15 protein-coding genes are annotated in these 21,354 nt (G+C 65.0%); 5 read left to right on the top strand and 10 right to left on the bottom strand.

Annotation, left to right across the window (positions count from 1 at the left end; all coding sequences use genetic code 11):
- Window positions 1–98 precede the first annotated feature (98 nt).
- Genes NFH97_RS15360 through NFH97_RS15345 form a run of 4 tightly spaced genes read left to right on the top strand, consistent with a single transcriptional unit; the run spans window position 99 to window position 4,852 of the window.
- Window positions 99–1,118, top strand: coding sequence for a GlxA family transcriptional regulator (locus tag NFH97_RS15360; RefSeq protein ID WP_349625083.1), 1,020 nt, complete (start codon window positions 99–101; stop codon window positions 1,116–1,118).
- A gap of 52 nt (window positions 1,119–1,170) precedes the next feature.
- Window positions 1,171–2,373, top strand: coding sequence for an MFS transporter (locus NFH97_RS15355; protein WP_222517171.1), 1,203 nt, complete (start codon window positions 1,171–1,173; stop codon window positions 2,371–2,373).
- Between the two features lie 20 nt (window positions 2,374–2,393).
- Window positions 2,394–3,785 carry a YcjX family GTP-binding protein gene (locus NFH97_RS15350; RefSeq protein ID WP_108133246.1) on the top strand — a complete coding sequence of 464 codons (1,392 nt, stop codon included), beginning with the start codon at window positions 2,394–2,396 and terminating at the stop codon, window positions 3,783–3,785.
- Window positions 3,782–4,852, top strand: a complete 1,071-nt coding sequence (locus tag NFH97_RS15345) for a YcjF family protein (RefSeq protein WP_222517170.1) — start codon at window positions 3,782–3,784, stop codon at window positions 4,850–4,852. The genes NFH97_RS15350 and NFH97_RS15345 overlap by 4 nt, the downstream gene beginning before the upstream one ends.
- Before the next feature lie 63 nt (window positions 4,853–4,915).
- Here NFH97_RS15345 and NFH97_RS15340 read toward each other — a convergent pair whose 3' ends face one another.
- The 7 genes from NFH97_RS15340 to NFH97_RS15310 form a co-directional block, all read right to left on the bottom strand.
- The gene (locus NFH97_RS15340; protein WP_108449058.1) at window positions 4,916–6,097 is read right to left on the bottom strand and encodes an AGE family epimerase/isomerase; all 1,182 of its coding nucleotides are present in this window, start codon (window positions 6,095–6,097) and stop codon (window positions 4,916–4,918) included.
- A gap of 117 nt (window positions 6,098–6,214) precedes the next feature.
- The gene (locus NFH97_RS15335; RefSeq protein WP_349625082.1) at window positions 6,215–7,018 is read right to left on the bottom strand and encodes a Cof-type HAD-IIB family hydrolase; all 804 of its coding nucleotides are present in this window, start codon (window positions 7,016–7,018) and stop codon (window positions 6,215–6,217) included.
- Window positions 7,019–7,184: 166 nt separating this feature from the next.
- Window positions 7,185–8,897 carry an N-acetylglucosamine-specific PTS transporter subunit IIBC gene (gene nagE, locus NFH97_RS15330; protein ID WP_222517167.1) on the bottom strand — a complete coding sequence of 571 codons (1,713 nt, stop codon included), beginning with the start codon at window positions 8,895–8,897 and terminating at the stop codon, window positions 7,185–7,187.
- On the bottom strand, window positions 8,894–11,467 hold the full coding sequence (gene ptsP / locus NFH97_RS15325) for a phosphoenolpyruvate--protein phosphotransferase (RefSeq protein WP_222517166.1): 2,574 nt from the start codon (window positions 11,465–11,467) through the stop codon (window positions 8,894–8,896). The genes nagE and ptsP overlap by 4 nt, the downstream gene beginning before the upstream one ends.
- Before the next feature lie 28 nt (window positions 11,468–11,495).
- The gene (locus NFH97_RS15320; protein ID WP_222517165.1) at window positions 11,496–12,515 is read right to left on the bottom strand and encodes an SIS domain-containing protein; all 1,020 of its coding nucleotides are present in this window, start codon (window positions 12,513–12,515) and stop codon (window positions 11,496–11,498) included.
- Window positions 12,499–13,635, bottom strand: coding sequence for an N-acetylglucosamine-6-phosphate deacetylase (nagA, locus tag NFH97_RS15315; RefSeq protein WP_349625081.1), 1,137 nt, complete (start codon window positions 13,633–13,635; stop codon window positions 12,499–12,501). The genes NFH97_RS15320 and nagA overlap by 17 nt, the downstream gene beginning before the upstream one ends.
- 9 nt (window positions 13,636–13,644) lie before the next feature.
- Window positions 13,645–14,379: a GntR family transcriptional regulator gene (locus NFH97_RS15310; RefSeq protein WP_108133240.1), complete on the bottom strand. Its 735-nt coding sequence runs from the start codon at window positions 14,377–14,379 to the stop codon at window positions 13,645–13,647.
- Between the two features lie 318 nt (window positions 14,380–14,697).
- On the opposite strand from NFH97_RS15310, the gene NFH97_RS15305 reads away from it, so the two are divergent.
- Window positions 14,698–16,638 carry an exoribonuclease II gene (locus tag NFH97_RS15305; protein ID WP_349625080.1) on the top strand — a complete coding sequence of 647 codons (1,941 nt, stop codon included), beginning with the start codon at window positions 14,698–14,700 and terminating at the stop codon, window positions 16,636–16,638.
- Between the two features lie 126 nt (window positions 16,639–16,764).
- Here the strand turns inward: NFH97_RS15305 and NFH97_RS15300 are convergent, their stop codons facing one another.
- The 3 genes from NFH97_RS15300 to NFH97_RS15290 form a co-directional block, all read right to left on the bottom strand.
- The gene (locus NFH97_RS15300) at window positions 16,765–17,502 is read right to left on the bottom strand and encodes a tetratricopeptide repeat protein (protein WP_349625079.1); all 738 of its coding nucleotides are present in this window, start codon (window positions 17,500–17,502) and stop codon (window positions 16,765–16,767) included.
- Between the two features lie 113 nt (window positions 17,503–17,615).
- Window positions 17,616–18,548, bottom strand: a complete 933-nt coding sequence (locus NFH97_RS15295; protein ID WP_349625078.1) for a DUF6708 domain-containing protein — start codon at window positions 18,546–18,548, stop codon at window positions 17,616–17,618.
- Between the two features lie 12 nt (window positions 18,549–18,560).
- Window positions 18,561–21,236 (bottom strand): T6SS effector BTH_I2691 family protein, encoded by a 2,676-nt coding sequence (locus NFH97_RS15290; protein WP_349625077.1) that lies wholly within the window; start codon window positions 21,234–21,236, stop codon window positions 18,561–18,563.
- Between the last annotated feature and the right edge of the window lie 118 nt (window positions 21,237–21,354).

Raw genomic sequence — 21,354 nt, 5'->3', positions numbered from 1 at the left:
GGGGTAATGGTCCTTGCCGACATTCCTGACCTCCCCCAGACTCCAGAGACTCGCTGTCGCGCCGTTTCAGGTGCGTCCCCTTCTCTGGAGCCCCCATCGTGACCACGACTCGAGACGTCGCCCTGCTGGCCTACCCCGACTGTCAGATGCTCGACGTCAGCGGCCCCTGGCAGGTCTTCGCCAGCGCCAACGACGTGCTGGGCAAGCCTGCCTACCGGCTACGTCTGATCGGCCGAAGTGCGAGCGAACTGGTCACCAACGGCGGTCTGCGACTACTGCCGGATCTTGACTGGGAAGGGTGGGAGAGCGAACTCGACAAGACCCCCGATACTGGCGGCAACGGCCGCGACCTGACCACCCTGCTCATCGCCGGGGGCCACGGCGTCTTCGTCCAGTGCCAGCAACAGCGCTGGCGCGAACGACTGACGCGGGTGGCACCGCACCTCGGGCGCCTGGGCGCCGTCTGCACCGGCGCCTTCCTGCTTGCCGATGCGGGCCTGCTCGACGGACGCAGCGCCACCACCCACTGGCGCCACTGTCGACGGCTTGCCAACGACTTTCCGCAGGTAAGGGTCCAGGCCGATGCGCTCTACGTCCATGACGCCGGGCGCTACACCAGCGCCGGGGTCACCGCCGGCATCGACCTGGCACTGTCGCTGGTCGAGAGTGATCTGGGCGCAGAAGCCGCCGCAGCGGTGGCCCGCGAACTGGTGATGTTCCTCCATCGCCCCGGCGGCCAGTCCCAGTTCAGCGAACTGCTGTCTCGCCAGCATCGTTGCGGCCCCCGCCTGCGCCCCTTGATCGATCGACTGCACGCCGACCCCGGCGGCGCCTTCGACCTGGAGAGCATGGCCGACAGCCTGAAGATCACCCCACGCCACCTGACCCGGCTGTTTCGCCACCACCTGGACACCAGTCCCGGCGAGTACCTCACAGGACTGCGCCTGGAGGCGGCTCGGCGCGAGCTGGTGCGTGGAGAAACCTCGCTGGAACGCCTCGCTGCACGCTGGCGCCTGGGCACCAGCGAACAATTGAGACGCCAGTTCCATCGCCACTATGGCGTTTCGCCGTCGATCTACCGCGCGCGCTTCGGCGCCGATTCAGCGAACCATCGCTGAGCTACCGCCTCAGTCTTTTTTATCCACGACCTTCATTACCGGAGACTCCGCCATGCCCCCTGTGACTTCATCCCGCCTCCCCGGCGGTGTGCTTCTGCTGTCGCTGTGTCAGGCGCTGCTGGTGAGCGGCAACATTCTGTTGATCGCCGTCTCGCCGCTGATCGGCCAGAGCCTGGCGCCCTCGCCCTGGCTGTCCACCCTGCCGGTGGCGACTCAGTGGCTGGGGTTGATGCTCGCCACCCTGCCGGCCTCCTTGATCATGGGCCGACTGGGGCGCAAGCGAGGCTTCGTGATCGGCAACCTGATCGGCTTCGCCGGCACGGTGGCCGCCTACCTGGCGCTGCTGGCCAATCACTTCGCCGCCTTCGCCGTGGCGACCATGGCGATCGGCGTGGGCATCGGCTTCGGTCAGCTCTATCGCTTCGCGGCGATCGAGCTGGCCCCGAGCGGCGCCAGGGACAGGGCCATCGGTCTGGTCATGGGCGGTGGTGTGCTGGCCGCCTTCTTCGGCCCCTGGCTTGCGCGTATCAGTCAGGACGCCGTCACGACGCCCTTTCTCGGAAGCTTCATCGGCCTGGCAGCGCTCTACCTCATCGCCCTGGCCCTGTTGCTGGTGGTACCTTTGCCCCCGCTGGACCCGAGCACCCGTCATGGCAAGAGACGTCCGCTTGGGGAGCTGCTGGCACAGCCCAAGCTTTGGCTTGCGGTACTCGCCGCCATGATCGGCTACGGCGTGATGAACCTGGCCATGACCGCCACCCCCCTGGCCATGGCCTCCGATGGCCACGCCTTTCACCACGTCTCGATGACGATTCAGTGGCATGTGCTGGCGATGTTCGCGCCCTCGTTCTTCACCGGCCAACTGACCCAGCGGTTCGGCACGACACGCATGATCGCGCTGGGTTGTGTGCTGCTTTGCGCCAGTGCCCTCAGCGCCCTGGCACCCTCCAGCCTGGCGGGCTTCAATGTCACCTTGATCCTGCTGGGACTGGGCTGGAACTTTACCTTTCTGCCGGCCACTGGCCTTCTGACCGAGTGTCACCTGCCTGCAGAAAAGGCCCGCGTCCAGGCCGCCAACGAGTTCCTGGTGTTTTCTACTGCGGCGATCACCGCCCTGGCGGCCGGCCCGCTGATCCAGTGGCTGGGCTGGCAGACGCTCAATCTGTGGCTGTTGCCGATGGCTGCCCTGCCGCTGATACTGATCGCGGCGCAGCGTCTTGCCTTTGACGCCGGTCGCCCCCAGATTAAGGAATAACTATTACCGACGGAGTGGCAATGCCAACGGACCTGACCCGTGATCTGATGGACCTGATCGAGCGCGGCCGAGACCGCCAGCTGCGTCTGGCGGTGACCGGGCTATCTCGGGCCGGCAAGACGGCATTCTTGACCTCCCTGGTGGACCAGTTGCGTCACGCCGGGCTCGAGGCGCGGCTCGACCTGCTTTCGGCCAGCCGCGAGGGGCGCCTGCTGGGCGCCCAGCGCGTTTCCCAGCAGGATCTCGCGGTCCCCAGGTTTCCCTTCGACCGAGCCCGCGCCAGCCTCGAGAGCACTCCTCCCGAGTGGCCCCAGCCCACCCGTGGCATCAGCGAGTTACGCCTGAAGATTCGCTATCGCCCCGGTCGCCAGCAGTGGTTGCGACCCGATACCGCCGAGTTGACCCTGGACCTGTTCGACTATCCTGGCGAGTGGCTGCTCGACCTGCCGCTGCTGGACCACGACTTCCTGAGCTGGAGCCTCGCCCAGTGGGACGCGGCGGGGCCAGCAAGGCGCGCCATGCTGGCCGACTGGGAAAGCGCGGTGCGTGAACTTCGGCTCGACGACGAGGCCGACGAGGCCCGCCTGGCGGAGATCAGCGAGCGCTACGCCGAAGGCCTGCGCGCCGCCAGGGAGGCCGGCTTCTCCGACCTTCAGCCCGGCCGTTTTCTGCTGCCGGGGGAGCTGTCCGGCGCCCCGGTGCTGCAGTTCTTCCCCCTGCCGGGGCTGGAGCAGGCATCGCCCGACGAGCTCGAACGGCTGCCCGAGACCAGCGTCTACCGTACCCTGGCCCGACGTTTCAGCTACTACCAGCAACATATCGTCAAGCCGTTCTACCGCGAGCACTTCCGGCGCTTCGATCGCCAGATCGTGCTGGTGGACGTGCTGGGGGCACTGAATGCCGGGCCGGAACGCTTCGAGGATCTGTCCAAGGCGCTCCATCGTCTGATGCAGAGCTTCAACTACGGCCAGCGCAGCCTGTTCTCGCGGCTGTTCACGCCACGCATCGACCGCCTCGCCATCGCCGCCACCAAGGCCGACCACGTGACCCCGGAACAGCATGCCCGCCTGGTCGGGCTGCTCGAGGCGCTGCTGGCCGAACCACTGAAGAACCTCAAGTACGCCAATATTCCGGTCAAGGCCATGTCGCTGGCGGCCATTCGCGCCACCGAGGCCCGCGAGGTCACCCACCAGGGCAGGAAATCCCCTGCGCTCAAGGGCGTCACCCTGGAAGGCGAGCCCTTGCTGGCCTTCCCCGGCGAGGTGCCCAGCCGCCTGCCTGACCCAGCCTTCTGGGATCGCCAGGGGTTCGATTTCACCGCCTTCCGCCCTCAGCCCTCGACCACCGGTGCGCTGCCCCATATTCGCATGGACCTGGCGCTGGACTGGCTGATTGGAGACAAGCTCGCATGACTCGAGATAGCCGTGACGACCCGCGCCCTGCGGTACGCTTCGCCGATGACGACGATGCGCCCTCCGCTGCCGGCGTCGACAACACCACCTTCAGTGACCCGCGTCCGGGCCTGCGCTTCGACGATCACCTGGATAGCCGAGCGCTGACCCCAGCCGAGGCGCCGGAAACCGATACCAAGGTAGATCTGGAGGGCTCTCTGGGACGCCCACGCAAGCGCCGCTGGGGCCTGATGGCAGTACTGGGAGCGGCGGTGGGACTAGGCGGCGCCGAACTGGTGACCGGGGTCCCCGCTACCCTGGCAGGCGGTGACCTGATCGCCACCGGCTGGCAACTGCTGGGACTTGCCACCATCGGTCTTGGCGGGCTCGCCCTGAGTCGGGAGCTGTTTCGCCTTAGGCGCCTCAAGCGCCACGACCAGTTGCGTGAATCCCTGGCCGAATTGCCGTCGCGCTCCCCCAGGGACGCACTGTCCATGGTCAGACGGCTCAAGCATCAGCTGGCCCTCGGCGACGACGATCCCCATTGGCTGGCCTTCGAGGCCGCCCGTGAAGACCACCATGACGGCCGTGACCTGCAGGCGCTGGTGGCCCACCATCTGCTCGCCCCCCGTGACCGAGAGGCGCGCCGGCTGATCTCGCGCATGAGCGGAGAGACCGCCGTGATGGTGGCAGTCAGCCCGCTGACCCTGGTCGACATGGCACTGGTGGCCTGGCGCCACCTGGCGATGATCGATCGCCTGTGCCGACTCTACGGATTGGAGCTGGGCTACGCCGCCCGGGTACGCCTGCTACGCAGCGTGCTCTATCAGATGGCCTTCGCCGGCGCCACCGAGCTTGCCGCCGACGCCAGCATGCAGATGCTGTCGCTGGACCTGGCCGGGCGGCTGTCCACCCGCGCCGCCCAGGGCCTCGGCGTGGGGCTGCTGGGGGCACGTCTGGGGCTGCGCACCCAGCGTCTGGTGCGCCCGCTGGCCTTCGACCCTGACGAGCGCCCCCGAGTGGCGGACCTGCGCCGCGATCTGTGGCGCCAGCTCAGGCGCATGGAGGCGCCAAAGAAGGACGCCTGACGGCCCAGGACGGTGTGGAGCGCCGGCCGTGGCATGGCATCGGCCGGCGCCGAAGACAGATGCCTAGCGATCCAGCCGCTCGAGCACTTCCATGACTTCCTGACAGGCGCCCATGGTGTGGTAGTCGACCTTGCCGGCAGGGCTCTTCAGGTTGTCGTAACGACGATTGTCCGGCGTCAGGATACGCACCCAGGCGCCATGGTGGTGGTCGATCATGTGCTGCCAACTGTAGTCCCACAGCCGCTGGTACCAGCGTCGATAGCTGGCCTTGCCGGTGACCTCCCAGAGCACGGCGGCCGCGGCGAAGCTCTCCGCCTGGACCCAGAAGTATTTGTCGCCGTCACATACCTGCCCGTCGAGATCCAGGCCATAGACCAGGCCGCCATGGGTCCTGTCCCAGCCCGCTTCGCAGGCGCTCGAGAACAACCGCTCGGCGGTGGGGATCAACCAGGCATCATCGCGATAGCGTGCCAGCAGCACCAGCAGCTTGGCCCATTCGGTCTGGTGGCCCACCTGATAGCCCCAGGGACGGAACAGATGCTTGGGATCGTCGCGGTTATAGTCGAAGTCGCGCTGCCACTGGCGGTTGTAGTGCTCCCAGATCCAGCCATGGGGATGGTCATCGCTGGCCTTGGTGATCGCGCGGGCGATGGCCATGGCCTGGTCCAGATAGGGGGTCTCGCCGGTGGCCTCGAAGGCGGCGATCAGCGCCTCACAACCATGCATGTTGGCGTTCTGGCCGCGATAGTCGCTGAGATTCCAGTGCTCATCTGCCTCATCGGCAAAGCGCTGCCACTGGGGTTCCCAGAAGCGCTTGTCGAGCATGGCGTGTACCCGACCGATGCCCTCGTAGGCTTCATCGATGCCGGCGCGATAGGCCTCGGCGTAGGCCAGCAGCACGAAGGCCAGGCCGTAACAGTGATGGGTGGGGTCTTCGACCTTTCCATCGCGCAGGGTCCAGGCGTAGCCCTGATGGCGCGTCTGGAAGTGGGCCTTTTCGAGATAGGCCAGACCATGGCGGGCCCAGTGTAGATACTCGGGATTGCCGGTCTGGCGAGCAAAGCGTGCATAGGTCACCACGAAACGCGTACTGGAGACCAGATGCCGATGTCCGGCGTCGACGATGTGGCCATCGTCACGAAAATACTGGAAGAAACCGCCGTGCGGATCGATCGCCCGCGGATGATAGAACGCCATGGTGTCGCGCACATGGCGATCGAGAAACATCGGGTCAAATCCGTTCATCACTGCCTCCTGTTACAGGGGATGCAAGACCTCGGTATGACGGCGCTAGCCCGCCGCCCCACCACTGCCCCAAGTGTGGCCTCAGTGTAGCGCGCTGCCTTTGCCTCGGCCGCCCCGTCAGCCGTCCAGTCCAAACCGCTGCCGCAGGTGCTGGGCCACCGCTGCCTCGGCGTGGTGACCGATCACGCGGGCCTCGGGCAGGTCCTCGGCCAGCCTGGGATGGGCGTTGGCCATCACCTGGGCCTCGCCGGCCAGCGCCAGCATCTCCAGATCATTGAGGTTGTCGCCGAAGGCCAGGCAACGGGTGGCGGGGATGCCGAGGTCGTCAAGCAGTGTCGAGACGGCGGTGCCCTTGTTGACCCCGGCGGCCATGATCTCCAGCGAATGACTCATCGAGTAGGTGATGTGAAGCGCCTCGCCTGCCGCCTCCCGGGCGCCGGCTTCGATGTCGGCGAGCAGACTGGGGTCACCGATATAGAGCACCTTGCCGACCCCCTGGACGTCCATCTCTCCCGGTCCCTCCACCCGGTAGCCAAAGCCGGTGGCCTCGTGCAGCGACAACAGACCCGGGGCGTGATCATCGATCACCCAGGCCTCGTCGCGGTACATGTTGAGGCGTACGTCGGGATGACGCGGCAGCTGGATCAGCGCCTCGACCAGCTCCGGGGCGAGGTGTGCCGACCGCACGCAGCGGTCGCTCGGGTCCAGCGTCCAGGCGCCGTTGCTGGAGATGATATGGGCGTCCACCCCCAGGCGATCGCGAAAGCCGATCATGTCGCGATGATGGCGGCCCGAGGCCAGGGCGATACGGTGGCCATCGGCGGCCAGTCGACGCAGGGTCTCGACGGTCAGCTCGGCCAGGTCATGGTTGGCACCCAGCAGGGTACCGTCGAGGTCGGACACGATCAGGTGAGGCAGCATGGCGACTCCGGGTCTTCAGGGGGAACGGGGAAGTCTACACCAGATGGCCAGGCGTAGAACGCCAGCGGCGGCACACCCTGAAGTGTGCCGCCGCTGGCGGTAAGGCGAGATGACCGCAGGTGGCGGGCGCATCACACTCGCCACCTGCCACCCAGCGGGCTACCACTCAGCGGGCTGCCAGCCCTGCCTGGTGCAGACCACCGGCCAGGGCCTCGGCGTCCTTGCCCACCACCAGGTGCCAGACGCCATCGGCTACTCGCATCACGCCGTGACAACCCAGCTGCGCCAGCGCCTGCTCGTCCAGCGCACCGTCGCTGCCGACCTCCAGGCGCAGACGGGTCGCCGCCCGGGCTTCCAGCGCGCGAACGTTGTCCGAGCCACCCAGCGCTCGGGTCCAGGCGTCTATCTGCTCGTCATTGAGACTCTTGGCGCTCACCACCTTGGGGACGCCGGTGGCGATAGGTGCGGGGTCGGCGCCCACCGGCGGGGTCTGGCCCTCGGCGGCCATGGCGGCGCGAATCTCATCGGACACGCTGTCGGCGATGGGGCCCAGGATGACCTGGATGCCACCTCCGCCTAAGCGCATGATGCCACGCGAGCCCAGCGCCTTGAGTGCCGGCTCGTCGATCTGCTCCGGCTCCTTGAGCACCAGCCGCAGGCGTGTGGTGCAGGCACCGACGGCCTCGAGGTTGGCGGCACCGCCGAGCGCCGTGACGAAGGCCGGCCCCCGCTCGCCCAGGTCCTCGGCTTGTACCTTGGCGCCCTCGTCCATCGGCTCACGCCCTGGCGTCGGCAGATCGAAGCGCACGATCGCCCACCGGAACAGCACGTAGTAGACGCTACCGATGGCCAGCCCCACCGGCAGCATCAGCCAGCCGTTGGTGGACAGACCGTAGGACAGGGCGTAGTCGAAGGCCCCGGCCGAGAAGGTGAAGCCAAGCTTGACGTCGAGCCACTGCATGATCGCCATGCTCAGCCCGGTCATCAGCGCGTGGAAGGCGTACAACAGCGGCGCCAGGAACATGAAGGTGAACTCGATCGGTTCGGTCACCCCGGTCAGGAAGGCGGTCAGCGCCAGCGACATCAAGAGCCCGCCGACCTGGGCGCGACGGCCCTTGTCTGCGGTGTGGTACATGGCCAGTGCCGCCGCCGGCAGACCGAACATCATCACCGGGAAGAAGCCGGCCATGAAACCACCCGCCGCCGGGTCACCGGCGAAGAAGCGATTGAGGTCACCGGTGGCGTCACCGAAGCTGCCGAACACGAACCACACAAAGCTGTTGAGCACGTGGTGCAGGCCGGTGACGATCAGCAGTCGATTGAGCGCACCGTAGACGAACTTGCCAAAGGCGCCGGCGTCGATCAGCCAGTGTCCCAGGGTGTCGATGGCGTGCTGGATCGGCGGCCAGCCCCAGCCGAAGGCGATCCCCAGCACCACCCCGGCAAGGCCGGTGGCGATGGGCACGAAGCGCCGTCCGCCGAAGAAGGCCAGATAGTCGGGCAGTTTTATCGCCTTGAAGCGGTTGTACAGAAGCCCGGCCACGGTACCCATGATGATGCCGGCCAGCACCCCCATGTCGATCTCGGGATTGAGGCTTTGCAGCACCGCGTCCAGCACCAGATAGCCGATCACCCCGGCGAGCCCCGCCGCGCCGTTGCTGTCGTCGGCAAAGCCGACGGCGAGCCCGATGGCGAAGATCAACGCCAGGTTGGCGAAGATCGCCTGACCGGCGCTGGCGACGAAGGCGATGTCCAGCAGGTCCGGCTGGCCCAGGCGCAGCAGCAGGCCGGCCACCGGCAGTACCGCGATCGGCAGCATCAAGGAGCGCCCGAGCAGCTGAAGTGCCGCCATCAGGCGTGAACCAAAGGAGGTGGTCATGTCAGGATCCTCTCGGGAGTGGGTTCGACGTCGAGGGCGGCGTCCACCAGCGGTGCCAGTGCCTTGCGCACCGAGGCTGCATCGGGCATCGCCAGCAGGGTGTCGATTTCACGCGCGATCACGGCGGCATCAAGTCTGCGCAGGCGGGCCTTGACCGAAGCGATACGCGACGGCTCCACCGACAATTCCGACACGCCCATGGCCACCAGCAGCGGGCCGGCCAGGTCGTCACCCGCCGCTGCGCCACACACCCCCACCGGGCAGCGGTTGGCGGTGCCCGACAGGGTCGCCTGGATCAGCCGCAGCACTCCGGGATGCAGCACGTCGGCCTGGGCCGCCAGCTGAGGATCCTCGCGGTCCATCGCCAGGCCATACTGGGTCAGGTCATTGGTGCCGATCGACAGGAAGTCCGCGACCTTGGCCATGGCGGCGGAGCACAGCGCTGCGCTGGGCACCTCGATCATGGCGCCGAGCAGCGGCAGTTCGGTCAGCCGCATCTCGGCGGCCAGCGCCTCCATGCGTTCGCGCACCCACTCGAGTTCGCTGGCATCGCTGACCATCGGCACCATGATGCGCAGATGACGCAACGGCTTGACCCCGAGCAAGGCCTTCAACTGGGTATCCAGCAGGGCCGGCTGGGTCTGCCACAAACGCATGCCGCGCACGCCCAGCGCCGGGTTGGGGACGGTGGGCAGGGTGAGGTACGGCAACTGCTTGTCGGCACCGATATCCAGAGTACGGATGATCACCGGCCTGGAACCCAGCGCATCGACGCTTGCCTGGTACTCCTGACGCTGGGCGTCCTCGTCCGGCGCTGCGTCACGCCCCAGAAAAAGAAACTCGGAGCGCATCAGGCCGACGCCATCGGCACCACAGTCGCTGGCCTGGCGGGCTTCCTCGGCGCTGCCGATATTGGCCGCCACCTCGACCATGTGGTTGTCCCGGGTGACCACCTCCAGGTGAGCCTCGGCGCGTTCTTCCTCGGCGCGCGCCTGGCGGGCGGCGATGTCCGCCACCACCTGGTCGCGACGCGCCTGGTCGGGCTCGAGTTCCAGCCGGCCGTTGTCGGCATCCAGCACCACCGCCCGATCCAGACACGACTCGGTCGCTTCCATCAGGCCGCCGCCCATGGCGACCAGGCACGGCAATCCCCTGGCCCTGGCCATGATGGCCACGTGGGAGGTGGTGCCTCCGGCGGCCAGGCATATCCCTGCCGGCGCCAGGGCGCAGAGATCGACGAAGGTGGACGGTGTCAGATCCTCTGCGACGACGATGGCGCCGGGGGTGATATCACCGAACCCGCTGCCCTCGCCTTCGCTGAATTCCAGCATCACCTGGCGTTGCAGATCACGCAGGTCGGCGATCCGCCCGATCAGGATGGGGTTACCAGTGGCCCGCAGCCGATCGGCCTCGGCATCCAGCGCCTCGCGCCAGGCCTGGCCAGGGCTTAGTCCCTCTTCCAGGCGGCTGATCGACGAGGCCACCAGATCAGGGTCTTCAAGCCACGCCTGGTGCGCCTCGAACACCTCCGCCTCGGCGGTCTGGCCACTGCGCTCGGCGCGCTCTCGGGCGGCCTCCAGCTGGCGCCCGACGCGTTCGAGCGCCTCTTTCAGACGCGGACTTTCCAGCTTGCGCCCCAGCCCTTCCAGCGGTACCTCGGGTAACTTGACCGACAGTGTCGCCAGCGGACCGGTCGCGATCCCGGCGCTGGCCACAAGACCTGCGAGCTGTCCGGCGGGCAGATCGACGCTGGGCGCTGCCGATGATGTGGCGGCCTCCGCCTGTCCTGGGCCATGCCCTTCCGGGGTGGTCAACAGCGCCATCGCTGCCGCCAGGGCCGCGTCGGCCTGACGCCCCTTTACTCTGATGACCACCTCGTCACCGCACTCGAGCCCCAGGTTCATCAGGGCGCTGACACTATCCGAACTGGCCGTGCGAGCGTCGCGCAGCAGGCTCAGGCTCACCTGGTGATCACGCGCGATGGCACGCAGGCGTGCCGCCGGCCGGGCGTGCAACCCTGACTCGATCGCCAGTACCAGAGAGCGCTCCAGCGCCTGGTCATCGCCGCCTTCTTCATCGGTGACATCATCGGCAAGCCTTTCGGGGCCCAGCACCACCAGCGGATCACCGCGCTGGACGATATCGCCGGCACGCAGGTCCAGCGACACCCACTCACGACCTCCGGCATCCAGCACCACCAGTGGTGTCACCAGCGATACCGCCTCGCATACCAGTTGATCTACATCGAAGTAGCACAGCGGCTCGCCCGCCTCGATGCGCTGGCCCAGGCTGACGCAGGGCTCGATGCCCTTGCCTTCGAGGGCGACGGTGTCGAGGCCAAGATGAACCAGTACCTCGACGCCCTCGTCGCTCTTGATGGTGAAGGCGTGATGGGTACGGGCACACTGAATCACCTCGCCGGCGCAGGGCGCGTGCAGGCAACCGCCCAGGGGATCCAGGGCGATGCCCTGGCCGAGGGTACCCTCGGCAAAAACCGGGTCCGGCACGTCGGCCAGGGGGACTACCACCCCCTTGACCGGCGCCACCAGAGTGACATTGCTGGAAGTCATGATCGGCTCCGTATGATTGTCGTAGTGATTAGAGCGTGCAGGTCACCTTGCGCAGGTGCCTCGGTTGATCCGGATCGATACCGCGAGCCTCGGCCAGGCGGGCCACCATCGGATAGAAGCTCTGGATCACCGACACCGGTTCCAGCGCCTCGTGACCCGCCGAGGTCAATGTCAGATGGCGCTTGGGCACACGGTCGTCGGCGGCCAGCAGCACCTTGGCACCCACGCTCTCGAGCCACTCGGCCAGCTCCAGCAAGCCCTGCTGTTCGGCGCCGGGGGGGGCGAACACCAGTACCGGATAGCCTGGCTCGATCAGCGCCATGGGGCCGTGCTTGACCTCGGCGCCACTGAAGGGCTCTGCCTGAATGGCGCAGGTTTCCTTGAACTTGAGCGCCGCCTCTTGGGCGATGCCAAGCCCGGTACCCCGGCCGATGACCATCAGCCGATCGGCGTCCTTGAGCGCTTCTACCGCCGGGCTCCAGTCCTGGGCGGCGGCGTCGGTGAGGCGGTCGGGCAGCTCATTGAGCGCCCCCAGCAGCATGGCGCTCTCGTTCCAGTGCGCCATCAGCTGGGCACCGGCGGACAGGGTCGCCAGGAAGCTCTTGGTGGCCGCCACACTCTTCTCTTCACCGGCAAACAGCGGCACTTCCAGATCGCTCGCCCGGCCCAGTGGTGACTCCGGCGTATTGACCAGCGCGATGGTGGTGGCGCCACCCTGCTTCAGCGCCTCCTGGCTCGCCACCAGGTCGGGACTCTGGCCCGACTGGGAGATGGCGATGGACAGCTGGCCGGCCAATCGCCAGGGCGTACGCGACAGGGTCGACAGTGACGGCGGCAGCGAAGCCACCGGAATGCCGCGATTCTGCATGCACAGGTAGGCGAGATAGCTGGCGGCGTGATCAGAGCTGCCCCTGGCCACGGTGACGGCGCCTGTCGGCGGCTCGGCACGCAGGCGATCACCCAGTTCCCGCAGCACTGTCTGGTTACGCGTCAACTGACCGCGCAGGCGTTCCGGCGCGTTCAGCGCCTCTTCAAGCATGAGTGACATGGGATTCTCCAGAGACAAGACGACCGTCCAGATGGACAGAGGTAAGGGTGAGTTCGGGGTCGAGGGTCACGATATCGGCGCGGGCCCCGGCCTCCAGGCGGCCGATGTCACGGCGCCCGAGGAAGTCCGCGGGAAAGCGCGACAGCCGATCCGAGGCCTCGGCCAGACTGAGCCCGACACTGACGAAGTTGCGCAGCGCCTGGTCCATGGTCAGGGTGCTGCCGGCCAGGGTGCCGTCGGCCAGACGCACGCCGCCCAGGCACTTGGTCACCTTCTGCTCGCCAAGGCGGTAGTCACCGTCGGGCATGCCAGCCGCCGCGGTGGAATCGGTCACCGCATAGAGCCGCGGAATGCAGCGCAGCGCGGTGAGAATGGCGCCGGGATGTACATGCAGCAGATCGGGAATGATCTCGGCGTACTCGGCGTGGGCCAGCGCCGCCCCGACCATGCCCGGCTTGCGGTGGTGCAGCGCGGTCATGGCGTTGAACAGGTGGGTAAAGCCGCAGGCGCCGTGGGACAGCGCCTCGACACCTTCTTCGTAGCTGCCCAGGGTATGGCCCAGCTGGACGCGCACGCCCTTGTCGGTGAGGTGACGGATCACCTCGCCATGCCCGCTGATTTCCGGTGCCAGGGTGATCAGCAGGATGGGCGCCAACGCCATCAGTTCATCCATTTCGGCGACGCTGGCGACCTGGGCGTGGGCCGGCTGGGCGCCGAGCTTGCCAGGATTGATGAAGGGCCCTTCGAGGTGTACGCCGAGCACCCGGGAAGCCGCGGGGTCCGGGGCTTCCATATAGCCTGAGATCTCGCCCAGCACCGCACGCACCTCTTCCGGGCGCGCGGTCATGGTGGTCGCCAGCAGGCTGGTGGTGCCAAACCGCAGGTGAGTGCGGGCGAGGGTCGAGACGGCCTCGCGCCCCTCCATGGCGTCGGCTCCGCCACCACCATGCACGTGCAGGTCGACGAAGCCGGGGATCAGCCGAGGGGCATCATTGGTAGAGGGGTCCACGGGGGAGCCCTCGATGGCGGCGATCCGGCCCTGTTCCAGCCGAATCTCACCCAGGCGCCAGCCCTCGGGGGTCAGCACGTTACCGGCAAGGCGGGTGGGAGCGGTACTCATGGCGGTCTCCTAGCGGGCGAGTTCGACGGTGAAGTCGTAGTAGTCGGTACGGCAGTAGGTGATGGTCAGCTCCGCCGGGGTGTCGTCGGCCAGGTAGCCCAGCCGCGTCACCTTGAGCAGAGCCTGGCCTTCGGCCACCTGGGCAAGCCCGGCGAGTTCGGCGTCGGCATTGACCGCGGTGACCTGCTGACGGGCACGCACGATGGGGCGACCAGCCTGCTCGAGCCATTGATACAGCGAGACGTCGACCGCCATGGGGTCCGGCAGCACCGTGACCGGCAGGCAGCTCTCCTCCACCGCCATCACCACGTCATCGGCCAGACGCAGACGCTTGAGTCGCGACACCTGGGCATTGCTCGACAATCCCAGGCGCAGATTCTCCTCGGAGCTCGGCTGGCAGCGCTCGCGTCTCAGCCACTCGGAGCGCGGCGAAAACCCCCGCTGGATCAGCATGTCGCTGAAACTCGCCAGCCGGGTCAGCGGCTGATCCATGCTGGGGCGAATAAAGGTGCCGGAGCCGCGGTCGCGTCGGATCAGGCCGCTTTCCTCCAGCTGGTCGAGGGCCTTGCGCGCCGTGATGCGTGACACCGCCAACGCCTCGGCCAGGTTGCGTTCCGACGGCAGCGCCTCTCCGGCGCGCCAGCTGCCACTGCGGATGGCCGCCTCCAGGCCGTTGGCCAGCTGGCGGTACAGCGGCGTGGCAAGCGAGGCGTCGAGGTGCAGGTGCTCGAATCGTGAATCCATGGCGGCGTGGTCCCTGGGAGCTTGGTGATAACCACTATAGCTCCACATAGAGACCAATTGAATACCAATCTAATACCACATTGGTCGAACCCTGACTGTGCATTTCACGGCGACCCACACGCCCCCCTCAACTCCTCTACCGAGGTATTCCCACGGGAGCGAAAGGAGGCGTAGCAAGGATGCCGCGCAGGAAGCGGTGAAATTTTGCCGGATACCGTTTCCAACCCCTTGATTTGTGGCCTCGGGCTCCACGGGGTTTGGCCGGGGCTGCAACAATCCGTATAGTGGCCCCCTTATTCCCGCCACTCGATCGTGACCATGCTGCAGAACAACGCCTTGCTGGCTCAGCTCAAGCAACAGATCCGCGATAACACCCCCCGCGTCACGGGTGTCATCAAAGCCACCGAAAAGGGCTTCGGCTTCCTCGAGTGCGAGGACGGTGCGTCCTATTTCGTGCCGCCCCCCGCCATGAAGAAGGTGCTGCACGGCGACCGCGTCGAGGCAGTGCTGCACGAGGAAGGCGAGCGCAAGTCGGTGGAACCCGACACCCTGATCGAGAGCAACATGCAGCGCTTCGTTGCCCGGGTGCAGAAGCGCGATGGACGCCTGGCGGTGGTGCCTGATCACCCGTCGATCAAGACCGCCATGAAGGCACGCATCAAGCGCAGCCTCGAGGAAGACGCCATCGGTGACGGCGACTGGGTAGTGGCACGACTGGTGCGCCACCCGCTCAAGCCCGACGATCGCGCCTTCTTTACCCAGATCGACGAGCTGGTGGCCAAGACCGATGATCCCGCAGTGCCCTGGCGCGTCACCCTGGCCCGCCACGCCCTCGAGCAGGAATGCCCCGACGCCGGCAACGACTGGCCGCTGCGCGACGAAGGCCTGGAGCGAGAGGACCTGACCGCCGAGCCCTTCTTCACCATCGACGGCGAGAAGACCCGGGATATGGACGACGCCTTGCGCGTCGAGGTCCGCGAGGACGGCGGCTGGCGCCTGTCGGTGGCCATCGCCGACCCCACCGCCTACGTCGAGGAAGGCCACGCCGCCGACCTCGAGGCCCGCACCCGCGCCTTCACCGTCTACCTGCCGGGCCAGAACGTCACCATGCTGCCCGAGCAGCTGGCCGACGATCTGTGCTCGCTGCACGAGGGACAGGAGCGCCCGGTGCTGGCCTGTAGCCTGGACGTCAACGCCGATGGCAGCCTCGGTGACTATCAATTCTTCGCTGCCACCGCGCGTTCACAGGCTCGCCTGGTCTACGACAACGTCTCTGACTGGCTCGAGGGCCAGGGCAACTGGGCACCCGACGACACCATCGGTGAACAGCTCAAGGCTCTCCGCGATCTGACCGAGGCACGCACCGCCTGGCGTCAGGAGCACGCCTTGGTGTTCAAGGACCGTCCCGACTATGTCTTCGACCTGGACGAGGCCGGCAACGTGCTGGCGATCCGCACCGAAGAGCGGCGCATCGCCAACCGCATGATCGAAGAGTCGATGATCGCCGCCAATGCCTGCTGTGCGGCGCTGCTGGCCGACAAGGTCGGTCACGGCATCTTCAACGTCCATCGTGCCTTCGAGGACGACAAGGCCGAGGCCGCCCAGAGCTTCCTCGCGACCCAGGACATCGCCGTCGAGCGTGAGGCGCTGACCGACCTGTCGCGCTACAAGGAGCTCAAGCGTGCGCTGGAAAGCCGTGACGATGCCTGGCTCGACGCCCGCCTGCGCAAGTTCCAGGGCTTTACCGCCATGTCCGCCCAGCCGGGCCCGCACTTTGGCCTGGGACTGGCCGCCTACGCCACCTGGACCTCGCCGATCCGCAAGTACGGCGACATGGTTAACCACCGCCTGATCAAGCGCGTGCTCAAGGGCGAGCAGGCGCCGAAGGAGGCCAGCGTCGAGCTGACCGAGCAGCTCACCGAGCGTCGTCGCCTCAACCGCCTGGCCGAGCGCGACGTCAAGGACTGGCTCTACGTGCGCTACCTGACCCCGGCGGCCAAGCAGCAGGACGTGTTCGATGCCGAGATCATCGCCATCAACCGCGGCGGCATGCGGGTACGCCTGACCGCCAACGGCGCCACCGCCTTCGTGCCGGCACCGCTGATGCACGCGGATCGCGACAAGGTGGTGGTCGACGACAAGGAAGGCCGCATCCAGATCGAGGGCGAGGAGCGCTTCAAGCTCGGCGACGCGGTACGCGTCGCCCTGACCGAAGCCAAGGAAGAGACTCGCTCACTGGTGGCCCAGCCCGCCGCCTGAGCGATCCTTCCTGCTCGGTCGCGGCGGTAACACCGCTATCGACCTGGAAGTACAGAAAACGGCGACCTTCGGGTCGCCGTTTTCCTTGGTGCCTGGACGCATTGCGTCACCTTCGACGATGAGTCGTCATCTGCGCACTTCACGTTTCGCCAGCGCTACCCATTCTCTGTAGATCTTGTTGAAGTGTCTTCCCGCCACTTCACTCTTCTTCACGACCTCCTCGTACAAGCCATGAGCGCGAAGGGTTTCCCCACGCTTTCGCAACAGTCGTGCCAGGTGACACAGGGGCTCCGGTCCAGCGTAATAGGTAACAAGCGTTTCGTATTCTGATATCGCCGCATCGTCATGTCCCAGCCCTTCCAAGGCCCTCGCGTACAGCAGATGTCCATCAGCCGTCGTTCTGTCGGGGTTATGCTCTTTCAAGGCATTCAACGTATCGATGACCTCTTGATATTCGTGGAGGCCATAGTGCGCTTTGGCCAAACCTTGCAACAACTCCGGATCATTCGCATGAACTCCCGCCAGATGTTCCTTAAATAGATCCCTGGCCCCTTCAAAGTCAGCCCGCCCAAGTAGCTCATCGCCAAGCGTCAACGCATTCTGCGTCGTTCTCGCAATAGAAAAATTGCGTGAGGCTTCTCTCAAACCTTTATCAGGATTGAGGGTTTTTGACACTTCACTCCTCACCGAATGCCCCGTACGACTATTTTTAAAATCAGACAGCACCTCCACGAAGAAGTATGCCATCCCACCAATAAATGGAAAGATCAGTATGATAAAGATCCATGTCATCGCCCTGCCCGTTTTCAAAACATGAATCACAAGGGCCAGTTGAATGGCGACAAGAACAATATAAAGCGGCATAGTTCATCTTCCCTGAAGTATATCGAACTCATATAGATTTATTGCATAGCCATCGGCATCGTCTTGGCTCCCACTTCCTCCACCATCCGTTGGCAGCATCCGGGCACCGACAGCTAACGCCCCCCACAGGCCTCGCGAATCTCCTTCGACCAGACCACCTTGCGGCTGGTCAGCATCGAGACAAAGTGCCCCAGCGAGAACAGCGCCAGCATCGGCGACATCAGCACCATGCGCCATTGGGAGTAACGAATATCATGGCCCCGCGCCTTGTCACGCTTCATCTCCCGCAGCGGGAACCAGCGCAGAAAGGACTCCTTCAGCGACAGCCTGTCGGTGTGGTACCAGCCGGGCTCCTGCACTTGGTCCGGCCCTTCTTCCATATAGCGGCGGATATACTCCCACCAGCCCAGGCACTCCTCGTGCTTCACTAACTCCCCTCCCACCGGAAAGCTGTCGTAGTAGCGGGTTCCGTCCGGCGTTGCCGCCATGATGTTCAGCACAAAGTAGCCGCCGTTGTCGAAGGGGGTGATGGTCGCCAGGATATCGTCCCAGTCATAGCTGCGTGGACCGCCCAGCTTGGGCGTATAGAACACATGCACCTGACGAGTACGACGGTTAAAGCGAATCGCCGCATGGCGATAGGTAAAGCAGTCCCAGGCGGAGTGAACATGGGTGACCAAGTAAACAAGCCCAGTAATCCCCACAACAATAAGAGCAACCAAAACAAATGAGGCAAATTCATAATCCCCGCTGAAGATATCTAACAAGACAATCGCCAGAAAGAAAACAAAGAAAGGAACAATACCACCGAAAAGAAACCCGAACATTGCGGTATAAAACCCACGCCGACAGAATTCATCGGCATTGGCGGTTTCCAGAAAAACATCATTCTTTGTGTAGATAAACTCGGCGTCATAGGGCGCTTCGGTTGCTCGAGTCTTGAGGTCAAAGGGGACATCATCGTCCACAGGAATATCCAGCGGCTCGGCAAACCAGTCGAGTCCCCGGTCGCGATACAACATCTGGGTAAAGTACTCGTTGATCATCGCGGCCATCCTCTAGCGCGTCATATCGTCCAGCGCATCGAGCGCCGCCTGAAGATCCCGGTAGCGAACGTCAGCATCTCCATTGCCAAAGACGCAGCGTGTCAGCCAGGTCTCGAGCTGGTTCTTCTCCAACGCCACGATCAATAGCGCCACCGCCAGGCCAATCCAACCCAGCCGGGCAGCCACCAAGGCCCAGCCCGAGCGGCTGATGATCAAGGAACCCATCGCCGCTTCTGTTCTCGATATCTTGCCCACCTGTTGAGCGACAGCAGCTAGGGCTGATGCACCAGAGGCAATGAAAACTAGCGAAGATGAAAAATAGAGTGCTGCCACTCCTTTGCTACCATCTCGATAAACCTGCATAGCCTTTACCGCATGCCATACGCCAAAAATCCAGGCCCCCAGCGCTGCGGAAATTCCTCCGCCCCAGGCCAGACCCTTGTACAGACGGCTCTCCGGCGCCGCCACCGGGTGGATCATCTGATTGGCCACCCCGACCAGGCTGCTGGCCAGATACAGCAGTCCACCGCCAAACATCCAGTTTAGCTCCGCCTGACTCCTTGCGGAGTTCTCGTCAAACACGGCTTCGCCCAGATACACCGAATTGATCAGCTCCAGGCTGGCAGCGAAGACCCCCAACCAGGAGCCGGGCGTCATTGCCGATGCGACGGCTATTCGCCGCATCTCGATCGACTGGGCAAGTTCCGCCTGGATGATCGGGCGCTGCAGCGGGTCCACGGAGGTGGGAACAAAGGCCCACAGACGTATCGGCACATCAGGAGGCCCTTCCGGCAAGGGTGGGAAGAAGTGGCGCAGGTCATGCCGGATATTGCGCAAGGCCAGTTCATCACGCCAGAGCACCTGGTCGTACATGGACAACAGCTGTCTGGGGGTGGCATCGAACACCATCAAGGACGTCTTGAACCCATAGCGCACCCAGCCAACCGCCTGCCACAGTCGTGCCAGCGAATCGTTGGCGATATTGGTGTAGCTGACCAGCCCGAGCTTTTGCGCGATCTGACTGGCCATGGTGGCCAGCAGTTGCTCGGTCTGGGAGCGGTTGTCCATGTCAGCCCCCAGCACCCGCCTCAAGGGGCCCAGAATCTTGCTGCCCCAGAAGGCACTTTCGAAGACCAGATCCTTGACCATGTCGATGGCCGGGGCGTGATTGGCGAAGGTGGCACGCCACAAGTAGGAATCCACCTCGTCGATCGATCGTTCGATCAACTCGGCGACGGTTTCCTGCCCCGTCTCTGTCGTGGTCATGCCCACCGTCATGGCGGCCACTGCCACCTCATAGGCCGCCCCATTGTCCAGATCCTGGTCGTCGTAGCCCAGCATGGCGTCACGGACCAGATCGGACATCAACCAGTCACGGTGAATCTCGGCCAGCTTCACCACCGCCTGGCTGTCACGTTCAAGATGGGCGCTATAGCGCGACTCGAACTCCAGACGCCGCTGCTCGTCGTAGCAGGCCTGATACTTTTCCCAGCTCTGCTCGATGGCACGACGCTGATAGGCTAGCGCGTTATCAGCCTGCTGAGCGCGCAGCAATTCGAGCTCGCGGCGACCCCGCTCGACTCTTCGCCTGTCGATATCGCCCATCAGCGCCCAGCGCCTTGCCTTTTCTGATGCGTCCGTCAGCGCATCGAACTCCTGAGCGAGCCTCTGGTCACCAAATACCTCGGCTCGACGTGCCCGTTCAATATGTTTCTCAGCCTGGTGCTCGGCCTTGCTTTTCACCGCTTCTCGTATGCCCTCGATCAATTCCGACGTCACCTTCCTTTCCACAACATCCTTGCGGCGGGCATAGCGATCGAGGCGAGCCTTGGCCTGGTTCCGGTAATGATTGACGGAGATGCATATACCGATAGGGTCAGCCACCGCCAGTATCGGTGTCCTGTCGATCCACTGAGGAGCGTCCTGGACCATCCAGTTCATCCGATCGCGAAGCTGGCGCACCGTCGACGGCAATCGCTCGCAGACACCAACAAGGGGAAAACCATTGTTCTCCAGTAGTTCCTCGGGACAGGCGTCATTGAACTCCATGACATGCGTGCCGAGTTGCGTAGAGGGAATCACGCCAGCGGCCTCTCCCTTACCGAGCCAGGCAGCCACATCGAAAGGGCTAAGCAGGCGATCACGCAGACCGCTGTCGTTGCGCTCCAGCCGCCCCAGCATCGCCTGCGTGAAGGGATGGTCACTATAGCCAACGTGAACGATGCCAGCTTCCTGAGCCTTCGGTAGAGAAATCAGGCGCGCCGAGAGGTTATTCTCGGGAATATTGCAAGGCGCGTCGATGTGCGAGTCCCCGTAGGCCGCCTCTCTCGGCCCGCGCCCATAGGGGTCAAATTCTTCGAAACGGGAGTCGTGAGTGATACGCCAGGCTTGCCAGCGCTGGCGCTTCTCGTCGAACAGGTAGAGATAGCCCTCGCGCATCAGGCGCAGGACATAGCGCGTCTCACGCGGGGCAGGAAAGTGGCGATTGGCGTGCACCGCCATCGACCTGGGAAGGTCTTGCGACCAGTCGCTGACGTGACGGTCCGATACCGCGTAGCGCACCGGCAGGATGGGTAGTCCCACCCTGTCGCAGCAAGGGCAGCCCTGCTGCTTCGTTCCTGGCAGCGGGCTGTTGTCGTCCAGTGCCTCGAGCCAGTCGGCAATCTCGCTAATCCTGACGTCCGCCATACTTCTCCCCCTTCCCTGAAGTCGCCTTCCCGCTCCATGTGCTGGTGGCGATGAAACGCGGCTTGGACCTTGCCGCCGCTGTTTCTCTCAGCATAAGGGGTCGCCACCTCCAACTTCT

Origin of the sequence: Halomonas sp. SCS19 (assembly GCF_040147015.1) — a bacterium.
Classification (GTDB): domain Bacteria; phylum Pseudomonadota; class Gammaproteobacteria; order Pseudomonadales; family Halomonadaceae; genus Halomonas; species Halomonas litopenaei.
This window is presented reverse-complemented; position numbering and strand designations above follow the sequence as displayed.